Here is a 19279-nt window from a genome sequence, read left to right as displayed (position 1 = left end):
GAACCCTCCCATGTGCCAGCACCAGCCCGCGTGCCCGTCAGCCGACTCAGCCGACCGGGAAGCCGCGCACCTCGTGGCCCACTTCCCGCAGCAAGGCTGGAGCCTGCTGTGCAACGGCGTCCTCGTCTTCGAGGACACCGGTGAACTCCTGCCCGACGGGCAGATCATCGCCCCGCACCGGCCGCTCGGCGCGGGGCAGGTCGTGACCGCCGCCTGACGGCACGTCCGGCACACCGGAGGACGACGCGAAGGGGCCGGTCCGGCGCACCGCCGGACCGGCCCCACCTCATGGGCGGATCAGCCCTCGTACTCGTCCAGCGGCGGGCAGGAGCACACCAGGTTGCGGTCGCCGAAGGCGCCGTCGATCCGGCGCACCGGCGGCCAGTACTTGTCGGCGGCCTGGACGCCGCCCGGGAAGACGGCCTCCTCCCGGCTGTAGGGCCGCTCCCACTCCCCGGCGACCGAGGCGGCGGTGTGCGGGGCGTTGCGCAGCGGGTTGTCGTCCTTGTCCCAGGCGCCCGAGCCGACCTTCTCGATCTCGGCACGGATGGCGATCATCGCCTCACAGAAACGATCCAGCTCGACGAGGTCCTCGCTCTCGGTCGGCTCGATCATCAGGGTGCCGGCCACCGGGAACGACATGGTGGGGGCGTGGAAGCCGTAGTCGATCAGGCGCTTGGCGACGTCGTCCACGGTCACGCCGGTCGCCTTGGTCAGCGGCCGCAGGTCGATGATGCACTCGTGCGCGACCAGGCCGTTCGGGCCGGTGTAGAGCACCGGGTAGTGCGGCTCCAGGCGCTTGGCGACGTAGTTGGCGCCGAGCACCGCGACCTGGGTGGCCTTCTTGAGGCCCTCGCCGCCCATGAGCCGGACGTACGCCCAGGAGATCGGCAGGATGCCGGCCGAGCCCCACGGCGCCGCCGAGACCGGGCCGACGCCGGTCTCCGGCCCGGCCGACGGCTGCAGCGGGTGGTTGGGCAGGTAGGGCGCGAGGTGGGCGCGGACGCCGACCGGGCCGACGCCCGGACCGCCGCCGCCGTGCGGGATGCAGAAGGTCTTGTGCAGGTTCAGGTGCGAGACGTCGCCGCCGAAGTGGCCCGGCTTCGCCAGGCCCACCAGGGCGTTGAGGTTGGCGCCGTCCACGTAGACCTGGCCGCCCGCCTCATGCACCCGGGCGCAGATCTCGCCGATGTGCTCCTCGAACACGCCGTGCGTGGACGGATAGGTGACCATCAGCACGGCCAGCTCGTCGCGGTACTGCTCGATCTTGGCGTGCAGGTCGGCGGCGTCCACCTCGCCGTCCTCACCGGTCCTGACGACGACCACCCGCATGCCGGCCATCACGGCACTGGCCGCGTTGGTGCCGTGCGCGGAGGACGGGATGAGGCACACGGTGCGCTGCTCGTCCCCGTTGGCCCGGTGGTACGCGCGGACGGCGAGCAGGCCCGCCAGCTCGCCCTGCGAACCGGCGTTGGGCTGGAGCGAGACCTTGTCGTAGCCGGTGACCTCGGCCAGCCGCTCCTCCAGCTCGCGGATCAGCGTGAGGTAGCCGGCCGCCTGCTCCTCCGGCGCGAAGGGGTGCAGCGCGCCGAACTCGGGCCAGGTGACGGGCTCCATCTCGGTGGTGGCGTTGAGCTTCATCGTGCAGGAGCCGAGCGGGATCATGCCCCGGTCCAGCGCGTAGTCCCGGTCGGCGAGACGGCGCAGGTAGCGCAGCATCGACGTCTCGGAGCGGTGCTGGTGGAAGACCGGGTGGGCGAGGAAGCCGGAGCGGCGCAGCAGCTCGCCGGGGAGCGCGTCCGGGGTGGCGGCGTCCAGCGCCTCGACGTCGGCCTCGACGCCGAACGCGGCCCAGACGGCGGCCAGATGCTCGCGGGTGGTGGTCTCGTCGCAGGCGATCCCGACGGTGTCGGCGTCCGCCTTGCGCAGGTTGATCCCGCGCTCCAGGGCGGCCGCGAGGACCGTGTCGGCCCGGCCGGGCACGCGCGCGGTCACGGTGTCGAAGTACGCGCCGTGGACGACCTCGACGCCGCCCGCGCGCAGCCCGGCGGCGAGCAGCGTGGCGTAGCGATGGGCGCGGCGGGCGATGGTCGTCAGGCCCTCGGGGCCGTGGTGGACGGCGTACATGCCGGCCATCACGGCGAGGAGCACCTGCGCGGTGCAGATGTTGCTGGTGGCCTTCTCGCGGCGGATGTGCTGCTCGCGGGTCTGCAGGGCCAGGCGGTACGCCTTGTCGCCGTCCGCGTCCACGGAGACGCCGACGAGCCGGCCGGGCAGGCTGCGGGCGAACTGCTCGCGGACGGCCATGTATCCGGCGTGCGGGCCGCCGAAGCCCATGGGGACGCCGAAGCGCTGGGTGGTGCCCACCGCGATGTCGGCGCCGAGCTCGCCGGGCGGGGTCAGCAGGGTGAGCGCGAGCAGGTCGGCGGCGACGGTGACGACCGCGCCCAGCTCGTGCGCCCGCTCGATCACCGGCCGCAGGTCGCGCACGGCACCGGAGGCACCGGGGTACTGGAGCAGGACACCGAAGACCCCGCGCTCGGCGATCTCCTCCGGGATGCCGGCGGAGAGGTCGGCGACGACGACCTCGACCCCGGTCGGCTCGGCGCGGGTCCCGATGACCGCCACGGTCTGCGGCAGCGTGTCGGCGTCGACGAGGAAGACCCCGTCCTTGACCTTGCCGACGCGGCGGGACAGCGCCATCGCCTCGGCCGCCGCGGTGCCCTCGTCCAGCAGCGAGGCACCGGACGTCGGCAGCCCCGTGAGGTCGGCGACCATCGTCTGGAAGTTGAGCAGCGCCTCCAGACGCCCCTGGGAGATCTCCGGCTGGTACGGCGTGTAGGCCGTGTACCACGCCGGGTTCTCCAGGACGTTGCGCAGGATCACCGGCGGAGTGAACGTGCCGTGGTAGCCCAGCCCGATCATCGGGACGAGCACCTGGTTGCGGTCGGCGAGGCTGCGCAGCTCGGCGATCACCTCGGCCTCGCCGCGGGCGCCGGGCAGCCGGAGCGCCTCGGCGCTCTTGATCGCGTCCGGCACGGCGGCGGCCGTGAGTTCGTCGAGCGAGCCGAAGCCGACCTGCGCGAGCATCTTCGCCTGGGCGCCGCTGTCGGGGCCTATGTGGCGGTTCGCGAAGGGGGTGCCGCGCTCCAGGTCGGAGAGGGCGATGCGGTGGGCGGTCATCTGCGGGGGCCTCCTGGTCATACGACCTGCGAGGGGTACCACGGCGCGGGTACCCGGACGGCCTCCCCCTCTGTCAACTGGACCTGAGAGATTCACCGGGCCCGTGCGGGCAGCCCGGCTTTCACCGTCGGTGAGGGGGGCTCGGCATGGTGCGAGGACCGGGGCCCGCCCTGCTTTCCAGAGTGACCTCGTCCGCGCGGTACGTGTGCCTGAGAGATTCCGGGGAGGATTTGCTCCTTCGGCGCCCCGTCGGGCCCCTTCCAGGTCCATGCCTGTCCGGGTCCCTGGGGGACTCTCCCGCGCGGGGTCAGCGGCCAATTGTCAGCCTACCAGCGGCAATGCCGCGCGAGGGTCTCCCGGGAAAGCCTTCCTCCTTTGCGGCTTTTCCCGCCTCCGGAGGGTTTTCATGGGCTTTATAACGAACTTCCGGGGAACCCACCGGGGACACACCTGACGGGAGGAACCGTGCAGAGCGACATCGACCCCCGGAGCCTGATCGGACGCAGGGCCTACGACCGCGACGGCACCCGCATCGGCACCGTGGACGAGGTCTACCTCGACGACGCGACGGGCGCGCCCCGGTGGGCCGCCGTACGCACCGGCCTCTTCGGCCGCGACGCGTTCGTCCCCCTGGAGCCCAGCGTCCTGGAGAACGACACCCTCCGCGTCCCCTACGCCCACACCCTCATCAAACAAGCCCCCGACCTGGGCGTAGCCCGCCATCTCTCCCCCACCCAGGAACTCCTCCTCCACCACCACTACAACCTCCCCCTCCCCGCCTCACCGTCCCCCGGACCCGACGCGTGACTCCGCGGCCCGGGTGGGGGGAGCGCGCTGGCACTGAGGGGCCCGCCGTCCCGGGACAGAGGGCACGGTGCCAACGCCTGGGGCACCAGGGAGGGGAAGGGAGGGGAGGGGAGGACCCAGGCCGCCGGGCAGGCCCGGGCAGGGCAAGGCCCGGGCAGGGCAGGCCCGGGCAGGGCAGGCCCGGGCCTCGAAGGACGGTGCCGGGCGCGGGCCACCGGGCCCCGGGCGGGAGGCCGATTGGGCGGGCAACCTGGGGGGCCGATCCGGGGCGGGTGGTCCCGGCAGGGCCGACCTCCACGAGGCTCCGCGCACAGAGGGCGACCATGGACGCGCCCGGGGCGCAGGGGGCGGAGCCCCGCATTCCGAGCGGCGACGGCGCGGCACCGGGGACGGGACGGAGCCCCCGCTCCGCGCGGCAGTGCGGCAGCGGGCCTCGGGGGAGAGCCCCCCTCCCCGCGGCCCCGCGCCACAGGGCCCGGGGCGGAGACCCGGAGGAAACGGTGAAAGGGCGGGGCTGGGGCAACTCCGCCAGTCCGGCACCCGACATCCCCCGCCGACCCCCACCGCATCCAACCCCACCCAACCCGGATCAGGCGGCCGTCACACCCCCCTCCCCCGGCAGAGCCGAGCCCTCGCCCGAAGGACCCCCCGCCCCCGGCCGCAACAACGGCACCGGCTCCCCCACCTCCAACGCCGGATCGTCCACGGCGAACGTCCGCACCCGCCCCGGCACCTCCGACCACGGCTCCTCGAAGCGCACCGTGACCCGCCCCAGACCACTCCCCTGCACCCACCCCCGCCCGAACTCCGCGTGGACGACGTCCAGCCCCGGAAACCACTGCCGGGGGCCCGGCCCGGCCTCCGGCAGCTCGTCGCCCCCGCCGGCACCCCCGGCCCCGACCCCGGCCCCGTCGACATCCACCCCCGCCACCACAGCCGGCCCCCCGTCCCCCTCCTGCGCCCGCGCCTGCGCAAAAAGATCCTCCTGCGTGAAGTCGGCGAGCCCGCTGACACCGACCCCCAGCAGCCGGACCCCCTCCGACGTGTCCACCCCCTCCAGCAGCCGCGCCACCGCCTCGCGCACGACCGCGGGGTCGTCCGTCGGCCCCCGCAGCGTCTCCGAGCGCGTCAGCGTGGAGAAGTCGTAACGGCGCACCTTGATGACGACGGTGCGGCCGGACCGCCCGGCCTCCCGCAGCCGCCGCACGCACCGGTCCGCCAGCCGCGCGAGCTCCATCCGCACCCGGGTCCGGTCGGTGAGGTCCTCGGCGAAGGTGTCCTCCACCGAGACGGACTTCGCGTCCCGCTCCGCCACCACCGGCCGGTCGTCCCGCCCCGTGGCCAGCGCGTACAGGGACGCCCCGTGCGCCTTGCCGAGCAGCCGCACCAGCTCCGCCTCACCCGCCTCGGCCGTCTCGGCCACGGTGTGGATGCCGGCCCGGCGCAGCGCCTCGGCCGTGGCGGGACCGACGCCCGGGATGGTCCGCACCGGCATCGGCCCGAGCAGCTCCAGTTCCGTCCCGGGTTCGATGACGACGAGCCCGTCCGGCTTCGCCTGCTCCGAGGCGATCTTCGCGAGCATCTTGGACCCGGCGAGCCCCACCGACCCGCTGACCCCCGTCGCCGCCCGGATGTCCCGGCGCAGCTTCTCCCCCACGGCCCGGACCGCCGCCGAGGAGCCCTCTACCCCGCCCGCCTCCAGATCCACGAACGCCTCGTCCAGGCTGAGCGGTTCGACCAGCGGGGACAGCCGGCCGAGCAGCTCCATGACGGTGTCGCTGATCTGCCGGTAGAGGCTGAACCTCGGGTGCAGATAGGCGGCGTTGGGGCAGAGCCTGCGCGCCTGGGCCGTGGCCATGGCCGAGTGGACGCCGAAGACCCGCGCCTCGTACGAGGCGGTGGCCACCACGCCACGGGGGCCGACACCGCCCACGACCACCGGCTTCCCGCGCAGGCTGGGCTTGGCCGCCTGCTCCACCGAGGCGTAGAAGGCGTCCATGTCCAGATGCAGGATCGTCGGCGAACCTCTCACACGACAGATGCTGCCGCACACCACTGACAATCGCACACAGATGCGATCCGGAGCGGGTCGGCCGGCCCGGCCGGGGTCAGCCGGCCCGGTTGCGCCGACGCGCCAGCTCGTCCGCCGGATTGTGGCCGATGAGCGTCTCCCCCGTGTCCACCCGCTCCCCGTGGAGCTGGGCCAGCGCGCTCTCGACGTCGCGCCACACCACCCCGACGGCGATGCCGAAGACGCCCTGACCGCCCTGGAGCAGCCCGACGACCTCGTCCGGCGAGGAGCACTCGTACACCGTGGCGCCGTCGCTCATCAGCGTCATCTGCGCGAGGTCGGCCATGCCGCGGGCGCGCAGGTGCTGCACGGCGGTGCGGATGTTCTGGAGCGAGACCCCGGTGTCCAGCAGCCGTTTGACGATCTTCAGGACGACGACGTCCCGGAAGCTGTAGAGCCGCTGGCTGCCCGAGCCGTAGGCGGGCCGCACGCTGGGCTCGACCAGCCCGGTGCGCGCCCAGTAGTCGAGCTGCCGATAGGTGATGCCGGCCGCCGCGCAGGCGGTCGGCCCCCGGTAACCAATGATGTCGGTGCCGGTCGTGGCGTCCCCCCCCGGTCCCGGTCCCCGTCTCCGTGCGGGCCGGGCCGCCGGCCCGGGGCCCCCGCTGCGAGGTCACCGCCGCCGCGGCGGGAACGGGGGTGCCTCCCGTGCCGTTCAGACTGCGGGGGCGGGTCACCGGTTCGACCGTTCCCCCATGCAGCGGATACGGACTGCCGACCGCTGTACCGTCGCCCGTGCTTCTCACGCCGACCTCCGTCCTTGACCTGCCTTCTCGACGGTAGGCAGTCGCTCGGGGTGCGTCAACGATCGCCACACTCGGCACGCCGAGTGATAATCACCCTGAGAGTGGTTTTCCGTATCCCCGCGCGGGAAAGGCTACTCGAATGCGCTCCGACCGGCCCTTTTCGGGCACGGCCTGCGTCTCACCGGCCGCCCGCGACCGCCGCCCGACGGCCCCTCACCCGTCGCCCGGTCCCCTCTGGTTCCGGGAGCTGGTTCCCGGACGGCACCGGCTCCCGGGCCTCACTGATTGCTGGTGCCGAAGTCCTCCGGCGAGATCTGGTCGAGGAACTCGCGGAACTTCTCCACCTCGTCCTCCTGCTCGTCCGGGATGGCGATGCCCGCGTCGTCCAGCACCCCGTCACTGCCATAGATCGGCGTCCCGGTGCGCAGCGCCAGCGCTATGGCGTCGGACGGCCGCGCGCTGACCTCCACCCCGCTGGCGAAGACGAGCTCCGCGTAGAACACGCCCTCGCGCAGGTCGGTGATCCGGACCTCGGCGAGCTGCTGGCCGACCGCGTCCAGCACGTCCTTGAAGAGGTCATGGGTCAGCGGCCGGGCAGGGGCCATGCCCTGCTGGGCGAAGGCGATGGCCGTCGCCTCCCCCGGACCGATCCAAATGGGGAGGTAGCGGTCGCCTCCCACTTCGCGCAGGAGCACGATCGGCTGGTTGGACGGCATTTCCACCCGGACACCCACGACATCGAGCTCGTTCACACAGCAACCCTAGGACGTGCCCGCCGGGTTTGGGTAGTCGGGACGCCCCCGGTCACTGTCCGCGCTGCTGGAGCGCGGACCGCACCAGGGCCGCGTGCAGCCGGACCGAGAGCCCGGCCAGCTCCCGCGCCGTCGCCTCGGCGTGCGCCCTGGTCTGCGGATTGCGGTGCCTCCGCAGCGGGGCGACCACCTGTTCGATCAGACCTGCCTCCCGGTCGGCGGCGGCCTTCACGGCCCGCAGATGGCGCGGCTCCAGTCCGAACCGCCCCAGATCGGCGACGAGCCGGGCGACGGCCACGGAATCGGCGGCGAATGCGCCGTCCGGGTGGGCCGTGACCAGCCCGTAGGACTCCCATTCCGCCAGCTCGGCCTCGCTCACCCCGGCCGCCGCGAGCAGCTCGGCCCGCCCGACCCGCGTGGAGGCCGCGGGAGCCTCCGCCGCCTCCACGGCCTCGTCGGCGTCCTCGCTCAGGCCGAGGGCGTCCCGCGGCTGCCCGGGGGACGGGAGCGGGACGCGCTCGCCCCGCTCCAGCGCGTCCAGGTGCTCCCGGATGACCTTCAGCGGCAGATAGTGATCGCGCTGCATCCGCAGCACCTGGGCGAGCCGCTCCACGTCGGACGGGCTGAACTTGCGGTAGCCGGACGGGGTGCGCTTCGGCTCCACCAGGCCCTCCGCCTCCAGGAAACGGATCTTGGAGATGGTGACCTCGGGGAACTCGTCGCGCAGCAGATTGAGCACCGTGCCGATGCTCACCGGCCGGCCCTCCGCACCGGCGGAACCGGAGGATCCGGCCCCGCCCGACGGTCTCTGAAGCATGGCCCTTCCCAGAAAGTCTCCCCGGACCCGGTCCGGGGACGGTCAGACGCCCCGCTGGCTGCCGAAGAACACCAGGCGATACTTGCCGATCTGCACCTCGTCACCGTTGGCCAGCACGGCGGAGTCGATCTGCTCCCGGTTCACATACGTGCCGTTGAGGCTGCCGACGTCCGTGACGCTGAAGCCGCCGTCCTGGCCACGGCGGAACTCCACGTGCCGCCGGGAGACGGTCACGTCGTCGAGGAAGATGTCGCTCTGCGGGTGCCGGCCCGCGGTGGTCACCTCGCCGTCCAGCAGGAAGCGGCTGCCCGAGTTCGGACCGCGCCGGACGACCAGCAGCGCCGACCCCGCCGGCAGCGCCTCCACGGCGGCCTGGGCCTCCGGGGAGAGCGACGGAATGGGCGTCTGCCCGGTCGTCTCCGAGTCGTACGCCTCCAGACCGGAGATCGAGATGGTGGAGGTGGTCTCCGACGCCCGCTCCGCCACCGCCCCGGAGCGCAGCGGCGCACCGCAGTTGGAGCAGAAGCGGCTGCTCCCGCCGTTCTGGTGGCCGCAGCGCGAACATACCTGGACGGCGCCTTCCGCCGCTCCCGGCGGAGTGCCGAAACCTATGCGACCCGTCGCCGAGGGGTCCGCGGGAGCCTCTCCCTGACCGCCCGTCTGGTCGCGGAACAGGGGACGCCCCTCCTGGCCCCGCTCCTCACCGGGCACCGGCCCCGCGGCCCGGTGCCGGGCACCCTCACCGCCGCCGCTCTGGCGTGCGCTCTTGCCGAACAACTTCGCAAACAACTTCACGGGCGATTCCCCTTGACCGAAACAGACCCGCCCGTGGGGCAGGACAAACCCTCGATGCACACACCGTCCGACCTGGACATCCTTACAACGTCCAAGGCCAACAGACAGTTTCCATCACGCACCCCGTTCGTGGTGCGCCGACCCCCCGCAACTTCCCGCCCTCCCCGCAGAGCTCCTGCGTGCGCCCGTCTCACTGCGATGACGACCGAGCGTAGTCAGGCCGCTTCGCCGGACGCAAGGCGTCAACAATGATCTTCTCAGACCGGGAGATGTCCACCCCCGCCTGTTCCTTCTGCAGAGTCTGCACCACACCGCCGGGAATGTTGAGCGCCGGCCGCAGGTCGTCGGGCTTGCCGATGACCTTGAACTTGTACAGCTGGGAGATCTTCCTGCCGTCGATCTCCACCTTCCCCGCCCCGCCCGAGAAGTATGTGCCGGCGACCACACGGACATCGTTGATCTGGATCGCCTCGGCCCCCGCGGCCCGCAGCTCCTGGATGGCGTCCAGCAGCGAGTCCGGCTCGACCGTCCCCTTGGAGTCGCTCACCGTGAGCACGATGCCCGGCCCCTGGGCAGCCACCGTACCCGCCAGCACGCCGAGTTGCTGCTCCTTCTGCGCGGTCTGCTTGCGGGCCTCCGCGGCCTGGTTGGAGCTGCTCTCCAGCTCGGTGCGCTGGTTCTCCAGCCGCCGCTTCTCGTCCTCCAGGCGCTTGGTGCGGTTGTCCAGCTCGTCCAGGATCCGCACCAGGTCCTCCTGGCGCGCCCCGCGCAGCACACTGCTCTCGCTGTGGGAGCGCACCTGGATCGCCAGCGCCAGTCCCAGCACGCACAGCAGCACCGCCATCGTCAGCTGCGCCCGGGTGAACCGGGGCGGCCACAGGGCGTGCAGCAGCCGCTGACGGCCCGTCAGGGGCGGGGGCGGAGGCGCCGGCTCCCGCGCCGCCTCGACCGGCCCCTCCGGCACCTCCGGCCTCTCCGGCTCCTCCCGCGGCCCCTTCGGCCCCTCGGGCTTCTCACGCCCCTCGGGCTTCTCGGGGCCACCGGAACCCTTCGGCTCCTCGGGCGTGTCGTCCTTGCTCATCGGCCTCACGCCCGGAAGACGTGCCGCCGGATCGCGGCGGCGTTGGAGAAGATACGGATGCCCAGGACGACCACCACGCCCGTCGACAGCTGCGCCCCGACGCCCAGCTTGTCGCCCAGGAAGACGATCAGGGCCGCCACGACCACGTTCGACAGGAACGACACCACGAAGACCTTGTCGTCGAAGATGCCGTCCAGCATCGCCCGCAGACCGCCGAAGACGGCGTCCAGCGCGGCCACCACGGCGATGGGCAGGTAGGGCTCGACCGCCGTCGGCACCACGGGGCGGACGACGAGTCCGACCACCACTCCCACGACGAGGCCCAATACGGCGATCACGATGTGCCCTTCCCTGTGTCGGCGGCGCGGCCGGCCGCGCCGCCCTCCTTCGCCCGTGCGGTCCGTACGATCAGGCTCGGCGCGGCCGGCAGCCGGACGTCCCCCTCGACGGAGATGTTGGCCCTGACCCCGTAGTTCTGCTGGAGGACGTGCAGATACTGACCGTCCACACTGTCCTGGAACGCCGTGCTCATCCGCTTGCCGTCACCGACCGCCAGCACCGTGTACGGCGGCACCAGCGGCTTGTTGTCGACCAGTATGGCGTCCCCGGCCGCCCGGATCGCCGACAGCGACGTCAGCCGCTGCCCGTTGATCGAGACCGCCTCGGCGCCCGCCTGCCACAGCCCGTTGACGATGCGTTGCATGTCACGGTCGCGCACCCGGCCCGTATCGGAGAAACCACTGCTCTCCCGCGGGCCGCCGCCCCCCGTCTTCGCCTGCTTGGCGTCGTCGACGACCACCTTGAGCCCGGGGCCCCGCACCGGGGTCGCCCCCGCGAGCAGGGACACCAACTCGGCCTTGTCCCCGCCGTGTTCCTCCAGGGCCTCGCGCTGCCGGCTGCCGACCGTCTCCCGCAGGGAGTCCACGTTCTTCTGCAGCGCGTCGGCCGCCGAGGTCTCCGACTCGATGCGGTTGATGAGCTGTTCGCGCTCCTTGGCCAGCGTCGGCGCCGATATCCGCGCCTGCGCCGCCCCCAGCGTCACCACGACCGCCGCGAGCAACAGCGCCCCCGCCAGCCCCAGCTTGGCACGCAGCCGGCCCGGCAGGCCCGCGCCGCCCTCCGCCCGCCGGGCCGCCGCCTCCGCGTACCCGTCGTCCAGGCTGTGGTCCATCACATTGGTCAGCAGCGACATGGAGGCGTCGGGACGCGGAGGCGGCGACGAAGTGCTCCGAACGGGGGGCTGCTGCGACATGCCGCACATCGTCGCACGTCGAAGGCGCCGTCTCCCAATGGCCCCACCGGCGTGCCGGATCCGGACCGGGAAGACGGCGCCCCTCGGCGCGGGAACGGCTAGCGGCCGGCCCCGTCCACGACCGCCGACCACTCGTCCAGCAGGGCCTGGGCGGACGCGTCGTCAGGCCCCTCGGCCCACAGGTGCGTCACCGCCTCGGCCGGATCGGGCAGCACCAGCACCCACCGCCCGTCGGCCTCGACCACCCGGACACCGTCGGTCGTGTCGACGAAACGGTCACCGGCCGCCTCCACCACCTGCCGCATCACCAGCCCCTTGACCGCCCAGGGCGTCGCCAGGTCCCGCCGCAGCACGTGCGCCCGCGGAATGCGCGCGTCGATCTGACTCAGCGTGAGCTGCGTACGGGCCACCAGCCCGGTCAGCCGGACGAAGGCCGCCGCCCCGTCGAAGACGCTGCTGGACTCCGGCACGATGAACCCGCCGCGCCCGTCCCCGCCGAAGATCGTCGAATCGGTCCGGCCCACCCGGGTCAGGTCGTCCGGCGACGTCGTCGTCCACTCCACCTGCGTACCGTGGTACGCCGCGACCTGCTCGGCGATGCGCGTCGTGGTCACCGGCAGGGCCACCCGGCCGCTGCGCCGCTCGGCGGCGACCAGGTCGAGCAGCACCAGCAGCGCCCGGTCGTCCTCGACGATGCGGCCGCGCTCGTCCACCAGCGAGATCCGCTCCCCCACCGGGTCGAAACGCACGCCGAACGCCGCCCGCGCCGAGGCCACGATCTCCCCGAGCCGCACGAGCCCCGAACGCCGGGTGTCCGCGGTCTCGGTCGGACGGGCCTCGTCCAGCCCGGAATTGATGGTGAGCGCCTCCACGCCGAGCCGGCCGAGAAGACTCGGCAGGACGAGACCGGCGCTGCCGTTGGACGCGTCCACGACCACCTTGAGCCCGGCCTCGGCGACGCCCGAGGTGTCGATGGAGCGCAACAGCGCGCCCGCGTACGAGTCGTAGACGCTGGACGGGAAGGAGAGGTCGCCGATCTCCCCGGGGAACGCGCGCCGGTACTCCTGGCGCGCGTAGACGCGGTCCAGCTTCCGCTGGCCGGCCTGGGAGAGGTCCGCACCGCGCTCGTCGAAGAACATGATGTCGACGGAGTCCGGCACCCCGGGCGTCGTACGGATCATGATGCCGCCGGCGCTTCCCCGGGCGGTCTGCTGCCGGGCCACCGGCAGCGGTACGTTCTCCAGGTCGCGCACCTCGATGGCGCTGGCCTGCAGCGCCGAGATCACGGCCCGCTTGAGGGCGCGCGCGCCGCGCGAATGGTCGCGCGCCGTGGTGACGGTCGCGCCCTTCTTGAGCGTCGTGGCGTACGCACCCGCGAGCCGTACGGCGAGCTCGGGGGTGATCTCCACATTGAGGATGCCCGAGACCCCGCGCGCGCCGAAGAGGTGCGCCTGGCCGCGGGACTCCCAGATCACCGAGGTGTTGACGAAGGCGCCCGCCTCGATGGTCTTGAAGGGATAGACCCGGACGTTCCCCTGGATGATCGATTCCTCACCGATGAGGCACTCGTCGCCGATGACGGCTCCGTCCTCGATCCGGGAGGCGCGCATGACATCGGTGTTCTTGCCGACGACACAGCCGCGGAGATTGCTCTGCTGGCCGATGTAGACGTTGTCGTGGACGACGGCCCGGTGCAGGAAGGCACCGCTCTTGACGACGACGTTGGAGCCCACGACGGTGTGCTCGCGAATCTCCGCGGCCGCCTCGACCTTGGCGTAGTCGCCGATGTAGAGCGGGCCGCGGAGGACCGCGTCGGGGTGGACCTCGGCGCCCTCCGCCACCCAGACTCCGGGCGAGATCTCGAAACCGTCTATGTCGACGTCCACCTTGCGTTCGAGGACGTCGGCCTGGGCCTTGACGTAGCTCTCATGGGTACCGACGTCCTCCCAGTAGCCCTCGGCGACATAGCCGTAGATCGGCTTGCCTTCCTTCATGAGCTGGGGGAAGACATCGCCCGACCAGTCGACGGGGACGTCGGGGGCGACGTACTGGAAGACCTCGGGCTCCATGACGTAGATGCCCGTGTTCACCGTGTCGGAGAAGACCTGGCCCCAGGTGGGCTTCTCCAGGAAGCGCTCCACCCGGCCGGCCTCGTCGACGATGGTGATGCCGAATTCCAGCGGGTTGGGGACCCGGGTGAGGCAGACCGTGACCAGGGCGCCCTTTTCCCGGTGGAACCGGATCAGGTCGGTCAGGTCGAAATCGGTGAGAGCGTCACCGGAGATGACCAGGAAGGTGTCGTCCTTGAGGGCCTCTTCAGCATTCTTGACGCTGCCCGCGGTGCCGAGTGGCTTTTCCTCGTTGGCATAGGTGAGCTCCATTCCGAGCTCTTCGCCGTCCCCGAAGTAGTTCTTCACCAGTGAGGCGAGGAACTGGACGGTCACCACCGTCTCGGTGAGCCCGTGCCGCTTGAGCAGCCGGAGAACATGCTCCATGATGGGGCGGTTTGCCACCGGCAGGAGCGGCTTGGGCATGCTTGAGGTCATGGGGCGAAGGCGCGTGCCTTCGCCGCCGGCCATCACGACGGCCTTCATGTCGGAAGCGTCCTCCTCGAGAGATGACGGACCGCCGACCAAAACGCCCGGTTGTACGTGGACTTACACGGGGATCAGTCGGCCGTGGTATCCGCGGTATCCGCCTTGACCAGTCGGCGGACCTGAACCACGTAGAGGATCCCTGCCCACCAATAGAGGGTTGTACCCCATCCTGCGAACGCCCATCCGAAAACGGTGGCGGGCGTATCCAGCCAGGTCCCGCTGTCACTGAGAAGCAGCAGCGGGAAGGCGTACATCAAGTTGAACGTCGCTGCCTTGCCGAGGAAGTTCACCTGCGGCGGCGGATAGCCGTGCCGCCTCAGGATCCACACCATGACCAGCAGCATCGCCTCACGGGCCAGGAGGGCCGCGGTAAGCCAGATCGGCAGGATCTCACGCCAGGTGAGGCCCACCAGGGTGGAGAGGATGTAGAGCCGGTCGGCGGCCGGGTCGAGGAGCCGGCCGAGGCTGCTGATCTGGTTCCAGCGCCGGGCCAACTTGCCGTCGAGGTAGTCGCTGACGCCGCTCAGGGCCAGGACCAGCAGGGCCCATCCGTCGCTCTTCGGCCCGCCGAAGACGGGCTGAAGGATCAGCCACAGGAAGAGGGGTACGCCGACGAGGCGGGCCATGCTGAGGATGTTGGGGATGGTGAGGACGCGGTCGGTCTGGACGCGCGTCTCCTGGACCTCCACCCGGGAGCCTCCTGTGGGAACGTGCCGTTGATGCCTTCTTGACCTTACCGGTAACGCCGGAAGGGACGCGCAGAGGGGCCGGGCGGGGTACGGAGCGGGCCGCCGGCCCGGTAAACGCAAGTAAGCCCTGGCGGGAAATGAATTCCCACCAGGGCTTACTGAATAATAGTTCGGCGGCGTCCTACTCTCCCACACGGTCCCCCATGCAGTACCATCGGCGCTGAAAGGCTTAGCTTCCGGGTTCGGAATGTAACCGGGCGTTTCCCTAACGCTATGACCACCGAAACACTATGAAACAATCAACAAACCAACCGGCAAAGGTCGTTCGTGGTTTCAGAACCAACACAGTGGACGCGAGCAACTGAGGACAAGCCCTCGGCCTATTAGTACCAGTCAACTCCACCGGTCACCCGGCTTCCATATCTGGCCTATCAACCCAGTCGTCTACTGGGAGCCTTACCCCATCAAGTGGGTGGGAGTCCTCATCTCGAAGCAGGCTTCCCGCTTAGATGCTTTCAGCGGTTATCCCTCCCGAACGTAGCCAACCAGCCATGCCCTTGGCAGAACAACTGGCACACCAGAGGTTCGTCCGTCCCGGTCCTCTCGTACTAGGGACAGCCCTTCTCAAGACTCCTACGCGCACAGCGGATAGGGACCGAACTGTCTCACGACGTTCTAAACCCAGCTCGCGTACCGCTTTAATGGGCGAACAGCCCAACCCTTGGGACCGACTCCAGCCCCAGGATGCGACGAGCCGACATCGAGGTGCCAAACCATCCCGTCGATATGGACTCTTGGGGAAGATCAGCCTGTTATCCCCGGGGTACCTTTTATCCGTTGAGCGACGGCGCTTCCACAAGCCACCGCCGGATCACTAGTCCCGACTTTCGTCCCTGCTCGACCCGTCGGTCTCACAGTCAAGCTCCCTTGTGCACTTACACTCAACACCTGATTGCCAACCAGGCTGAGGGAACCTTTGGGCGCCTCCGTTACCCTTTAGGAGGCAACCGCCCCAGTTAAACTACCCACCAGACACTGTCCCTGATCCGGATCACGGACCCAGGTTAGACATCCAGCACGACCAGAGTGGTATTTCAACGACGACTCCACACACACTGGCGTGCATGCTTCACAGTCTCCCACCTATCCTACACAAGCCGAACCGAACACCAATATCAAGCTGTAGTAAAGGTCCCGGGGTCTTTCCGTCCTGCTGCGCGAAACGAGCATCTTTACTCGTAGTGCAATTTCACCGGGCCTATGGTTGAGACAGTCGAGAAGTCGTTACGCCATTCGTGCAGGTCGGAACTTACCCGACAAGGAATTTCGCTACCTTAGGATGGTTATAGTTACCACCGCCGTTTACTGGCGCTTAAGTTCTCAGCTTCGCCCCACCGAAATGGAGCTAACCGGTCCCCTTAACGTTCCAGCACCGGGCAGGCGTCAGTCCGTATACATCGCCTTACGGCTTCGCACGGACCTGTGTTTTTAGTAAACAGTCGCTTCTCGCTGGTCTCTGCGGCCACCCCCAGCTCCGAGTGCAAAACTCATCACCAGGAATGGCCCCCCTTCTCCCGAAGTTACGGGGGCATTTTGCCGAGTTCCTTAACCATAGTTCACCCGAACGCCTCGGTATTCTCTACCTGACCACCTGAGTCGGTTTAGGGTACGGGCCGCCATGAAACTCGCTAGAGGCTTTTCTCGACAGCATAGGATCATCCACTTCGCCACAATCGGCTCGGCATCAGGTCTCAGCCCCATGTGTGACGGATTTGCCTATCACACGGCCTACACCCTTACCCCGGGACAACCACCGCCCGGGCTGGACTACCTTCCTGCGTCACCCCATCACTCACCTACTACCACCTCGGGTCACCGGCTCCACCACTCCCCTACACTCCGAAGAGCTCAGGGCGGCTTCACGGGCTTAGCATCAGAGGATTCGATGTTTGGGCGCTTCAAAGCGGGTACCGGAATATCAACCGGTTGTCCATCGACTACGCTGTCGGCCTCGCCTTAGGTCCCGACTTACCCTGGGCAGATCAGCTTGACCCAGGAACCCTTAGTCAATCGGCGCACACGTTTCCACGTGTGTATCGCTACTCATGCCTGCATTCTCACTCGTGAACCGTCCACAACTACCTTCCGGCGCTGCTTCACCCGGCACACGGACGCTCCCCTACCACCACAACAACCGTTAGGTCTCATGCTGCAGTGACACGACTTCGGCGGTACGCTTGAGCCCCGCTACATTGTCGGCGCGGAATCACTTGACCAGTGAGCTATTACGCACTCTTTCAAGGTGGCTGCTTCTAAGCCAACCTCCTGGTTGTCTCTGCGACTCCACATCCTTTCCCACTTAGCGTACGCTTAGGGGCCTTAGTCGATGCTCTGGGCTGTTTCCCTCTCGACCATGGAGCTTATCCCCCACAGTCTCACTGCCGCGCTCTCACTTACCGGCATTCGGAGTTTGGCTAAGGTCAGTAACCCGGTAGGGCCCATCGCCTATCCAGTGCTCTACCTCCGGCAAGAAACACACGACGCTGCACCTAAATGCATTTCGGGGAGAACCAGCTATCACGGAGTTTGATTGGCCTTTCACCCCTAACCACAGGTCATCCCCCAGGTTTTCAACCCTGGTGGGTTCGGTCCTCCACGAAGTCTTACCTCCGCTTCAACCTGCCCATGGCTAGATCACCCCGCTTCGGGTCTTGGGCGCGCTACTAGGTCGCCCTCTTCGGACTCGCTTTCGCTACGGCTTCCCCACACGGGTTAACCTCGCAACACACCGCAAACTCGCAGGCTCATTCTTCAAAAGGCACGCAGTCACGACACCGAGTGCAAGCACTCGATGCGACGCTCCCACGGCTTGTAGGCACACGGTTTCAGGTACTATTTCACTCCGCTCCCGCGGTACTTTTCACCATTCCCTCACGGTACTATCCGCTATCGGTCACCAGGGAATATTTAGGCTTAACGGGTGGTCCCGCCAGATTCACACGGGATTTCTCGGGCCCCGTGCTACTTGGGTGTCTCTCAAACGAGCCGCTGACGTTTCGACTACGGGGGTCTTACCCTCTACGCCGGACCTTTCGCATGTCCTTCGCCTACATCAACGGTTTCTGACTCGTCCTGCCGCCGGCAGACGACAGAAGAGAGATCCCACAACCCCGCATACGCAACCCCTGCCGGGTATCACACGCATACGGTTTGGCCTCATCCAGTTTCGCTCGCCACTACTCCCGGAATCACGGTTGTTTTCTCTTCCTGCGGGTACTGAGATGTTTCACTTCCCCGCGTTCCCTCCACACTGCCTATGTGTTCAGCAGCGGGTGACAGCCCATGACGACTGCCGGGTTTCCCCATTCGGACACCCCCGGATCACAGCTCGGTTGACAGCTCCCCGGGGCCTATCGCGGCCTCCCACGTCCTTCATCGGTTCCTGGTGCCAAGGCATCCACCGTGCGCCCTTAAAAACTTGGCCACAGATGCTCGCGTCCACTGTGCAGTTCTCAAACAACGACCAGCCACCCACCACCCCGACACCAAAGCATCGAGTTCACTGGGGCCGGCACCGAAGGACAGCCATACGGCCGTACCCTCAGACACCCAACAGCGTGCCCGACCAGACCAGTTCACCCCACCTGCGTTCCACGCCGAAGCAGTACTAACAGAGAAGGCTCACCAAGCCGGCCGACTAGTCAACGTTCCACCCATGAGCAACCGTACGAGACATTCGCTCGTAGTCGGCTATGTGCTCCTTAGAAAGGAGGTGATCCAGCCGCACCTTCCGGTACGGCTACCTTGTTACGACTTCGTCCCAATCGCCAGTCCCACCTTCGACGGCTCCCTCCACAAGGGTTGGGCCACCGGCTTCGGGTGTTACCGACTTTCGTGACGTGACGGGCGGTGTGTACAAGGCCCGGGAACGTATTCACCGCAGCAATGCTGATCTGCGATTACTAGCAACTCCAACTTCATGGGGTCGAGTTGCAGACCCCAATCCGAACTGAGACCGGCTTTTTGAGATTCGCTCCACCTCACGGCATCGCAGCTCATTGTACCGGCCATTGTAGCACGTGTGCAGCCCAAGACATAAGGGGCATGATGACTTGACGTCGTCCCCACCTTCCTCCGAGTTGACCCCGGCAGTCTCCTGTGAGTCCCCATCACCCCGAAAGGCATGCTGGCAACACAGAACAAGGGTTGCGCTCGTTGCGGGACTTAACCCAACATCTCACGACACGAGCTGACGACAGCCATGCACCACCTGTACACCGACCACAAGGGGGCGACCATCTCTGGCCGTTTCCGATGTATGTCAAGCCTTGGTAAGGTTCTTCGCGTTGCGTCGAATTAAGCCACATGCTCCGCTGCTTGTGCGGGCCCCCGTCAATTCCTTTGAGTTTTAGCCTTGCGGCCGTACTCCCCAGGCGGGGCACTTAATGCGTTAGCTGCGGCACGGACGACGTGGAATGTCGCCCACACC

The 19279-nt window shown here is 68.7% G+C and carries 12 protein-coding genes, 3 rRNA genes, 1 pseudogene and 1 riboswitch; of the genes and pseudogenes, 2 read left to right on the top strand and 14 right to left on the bottom strand.

The genetic code is table 11. The features are described 5' to 3' along the window. Window positions 1–10: 10 nt before the first annotated feature. Window positions 11–217 carry a DUF5999 family protein gene (locus AC230_RS11235; RefSeq protein WP_049715997.1) on the top strand — a complete coding sequence of 69 codons (207 nt, stop codon included), beginning with the start codon at window positions 11–13 and terminating at the stop codon, window positions 215–217. A gap of 80 nt (window positions 218–297) precedes the next feature. On the opposite strand, the gene gcvP is transcribed toward AC230_RS11235, so the two are convergent. Then, a complete protein-coding gene (gene gcvP / locus AC230_RS11230; protein WP_049715996.1) occupies window positions 298–3183 on the bottom strand; it encodes an aminomethyl-transferring glycine dehydrogenase in 2886 nt (961 codons plus the stop codon). 187 nt (window positions 3184–3370) lie between these two features. Next, a riboswitch (glycine riboswitch) is annotated at window positions 3371–3493 on the bottom strand. 155 nt (window positions 3494–3648) lie between these two features. Between gcvP and AC230_RS11225 the strand changes: the two genes are divergently transcribed. Then, window positions 3649–3990 carry a PRC-barrel domain-containing protein gene (locus AC230_RS11225; RefSeq protein ID WP_049715995.1) on the top strand — a complete coding sequence of 114 codons (342 nt, stop codon included), beginning with the start codon at window positions 3649–3651 and terminating at the stop codon, window positions 3988–3990. Between the two features lie 589 nt (window positions 3991–4579). Here AC230_RS11225 and AC230_RS11220 read toward each other — a convergent pair. The 13 genes and pseudogenes from AC230_RS11220 to AC230_RS11160 form a co-directional block, all read right to left on the bottom strand. Beyond that, window positions 4580–6022 (bottom strand): DNA polymerase IV, encoded by a 1443-nt coding sequence (locus AC230_RS11220; protein ID WP_078871157.1) that lies wholly within the window; start codon window positions 6020–6022, stop codon window positions 4580–4582. A gap of 76 nt (window positions 6023–6098) precedes the next feature. After that, window positions 6099–6678 (bottom strand): annotated as a pseudogene (locus AC230_RS11215) (MerR family transcriptional regulator). A 407-nt stretch (window positions 6679–7085) separates the two neighbouring features. Then, window positions 7086–7559 (bottom strand): bifunctional nuclease family protein, encoded by a 474-nt coding sequence (locus tag AC230_RS11210; RefSeq protein ID WP_049715992.1) that lies wholly within the window; start codon window positions 7557–7559, stop codon window positions 7086–7088. Window positions 7560–7611: 52 nt separating this feature from the next. Further along, window positions 7612–8376 carry a transcriptional regulator FtsR gene (gene ftsR / locus AC230_RS11205; RefSeq protein ID WP_049715991.1) on the bottom strand — a complete coding sequence of 255 codons (765 nt, stop codon included), beginning with the start codon at window positions 8374–8376 and terminating at the stop codon, window positions 7612–7614. 42 nt (window positions 8377–8418) lie between these two features. Further along, a complete protein-coding gene (locus tag AC230_RS11200) occupies window positions 8419–9231 on the bottom strand; it encodes an FHA domain-containing protein (protein WP_241833187.1) in 813 nt (270 codons plus the stop codon). A gap of 130 nt (window positions 9232–9361) precedes the next feature. Further along, window positions 9362–10252, bottom strand: a complete 891-nt coding sequence (locus AC230_RS11195) for a DUF881 domain-containing protein (protein WP_049715990.1) — start codon at window positions 10250–10252, stop codon at window positions 9362–9364. Window positions 10253–10257: 5 nt separating this feature from the next. Next, window positions 10258–10590 carry a small basic family protein gene (locus tag AC230_RS11190; protein WP_049715989.1) on the bottom strand — a complete coding sequence of 111 codons (333 nt, stop codon included), beginning with the start codon at window positions 10588–10590 and terminating at the stop codon, window positions 10258–10260. Then, window positions 10587–11504, bottom strand: a complete 918-nt coding sequence (locus AC230_RS11185; RefSeq protein WP_049715988.1) for a DUF881 domain-containing protein — start codon at window positions 11502–11504, stop codon at window positions 10587–10589. Before AC230_RS11185 ends, AC230_RS11190 begins: the two co-directional genes overlap by 4 nt. 98 nt (window positions 11505–11602) lie before the next feature. Then, entirely contained in the window at window positions 11603–14098 is a 2496-nt protein-coding gene (locus tag AC230_RS11180; protein ID WP_049715987.1) for a mannose-1-phosphate guanyltransferase, read from the bottom strand. 74 nt (window positions 14099–14172) lie between these two features. Continuing rightward, window positions 14173–14790, bottom strand: a complete 618-nt coding sequence (gene clsA / locus AC230_RS11175) for a cardiolipin synthase ClsA (protein WP_049715986.1) — start codon at window positions 14788–14790, stop codon at window positions 14173–14175. 168 nt (window positions 14791–14958) lie between these two features. Beyond that, window positions 14959–15075: ribosomal RNA gene (gene rrf, locus AC230_RS11170) — 5S ribosomal RNA — on the bottom strand. Between the two features lie 78 nt (window positions 15076–15153). Further along, window positions 15154–18274 (bottom strand): 23S ribosomal RNA (locus AC230_RS11165). 281 nt (window positions 18275–18555) lie between these two features. After that, window positions 18556–19279: ribosomal RNA gene (locus AC230_RS11160) — 16S ribosomal RNA — on the bottom strand; the annotation flags it as partial.

This window comes from Streptomyces caatingaensis (assembly GCF_001187435.1).
In the GTDB taxonomy this organism is placed as follows: domain Bacteria; phylum Actinomycetota; class Actinomycetes; order Streptomycetales; family Streptomycetaceae; genus Streptomyces; species Streptomyces caatingaensis.
The sequence above is the reverse complement of the archived record's forward strand: the minus strand, read 5'-3'. Positions and strand labels throughout refer to the sequence as shown.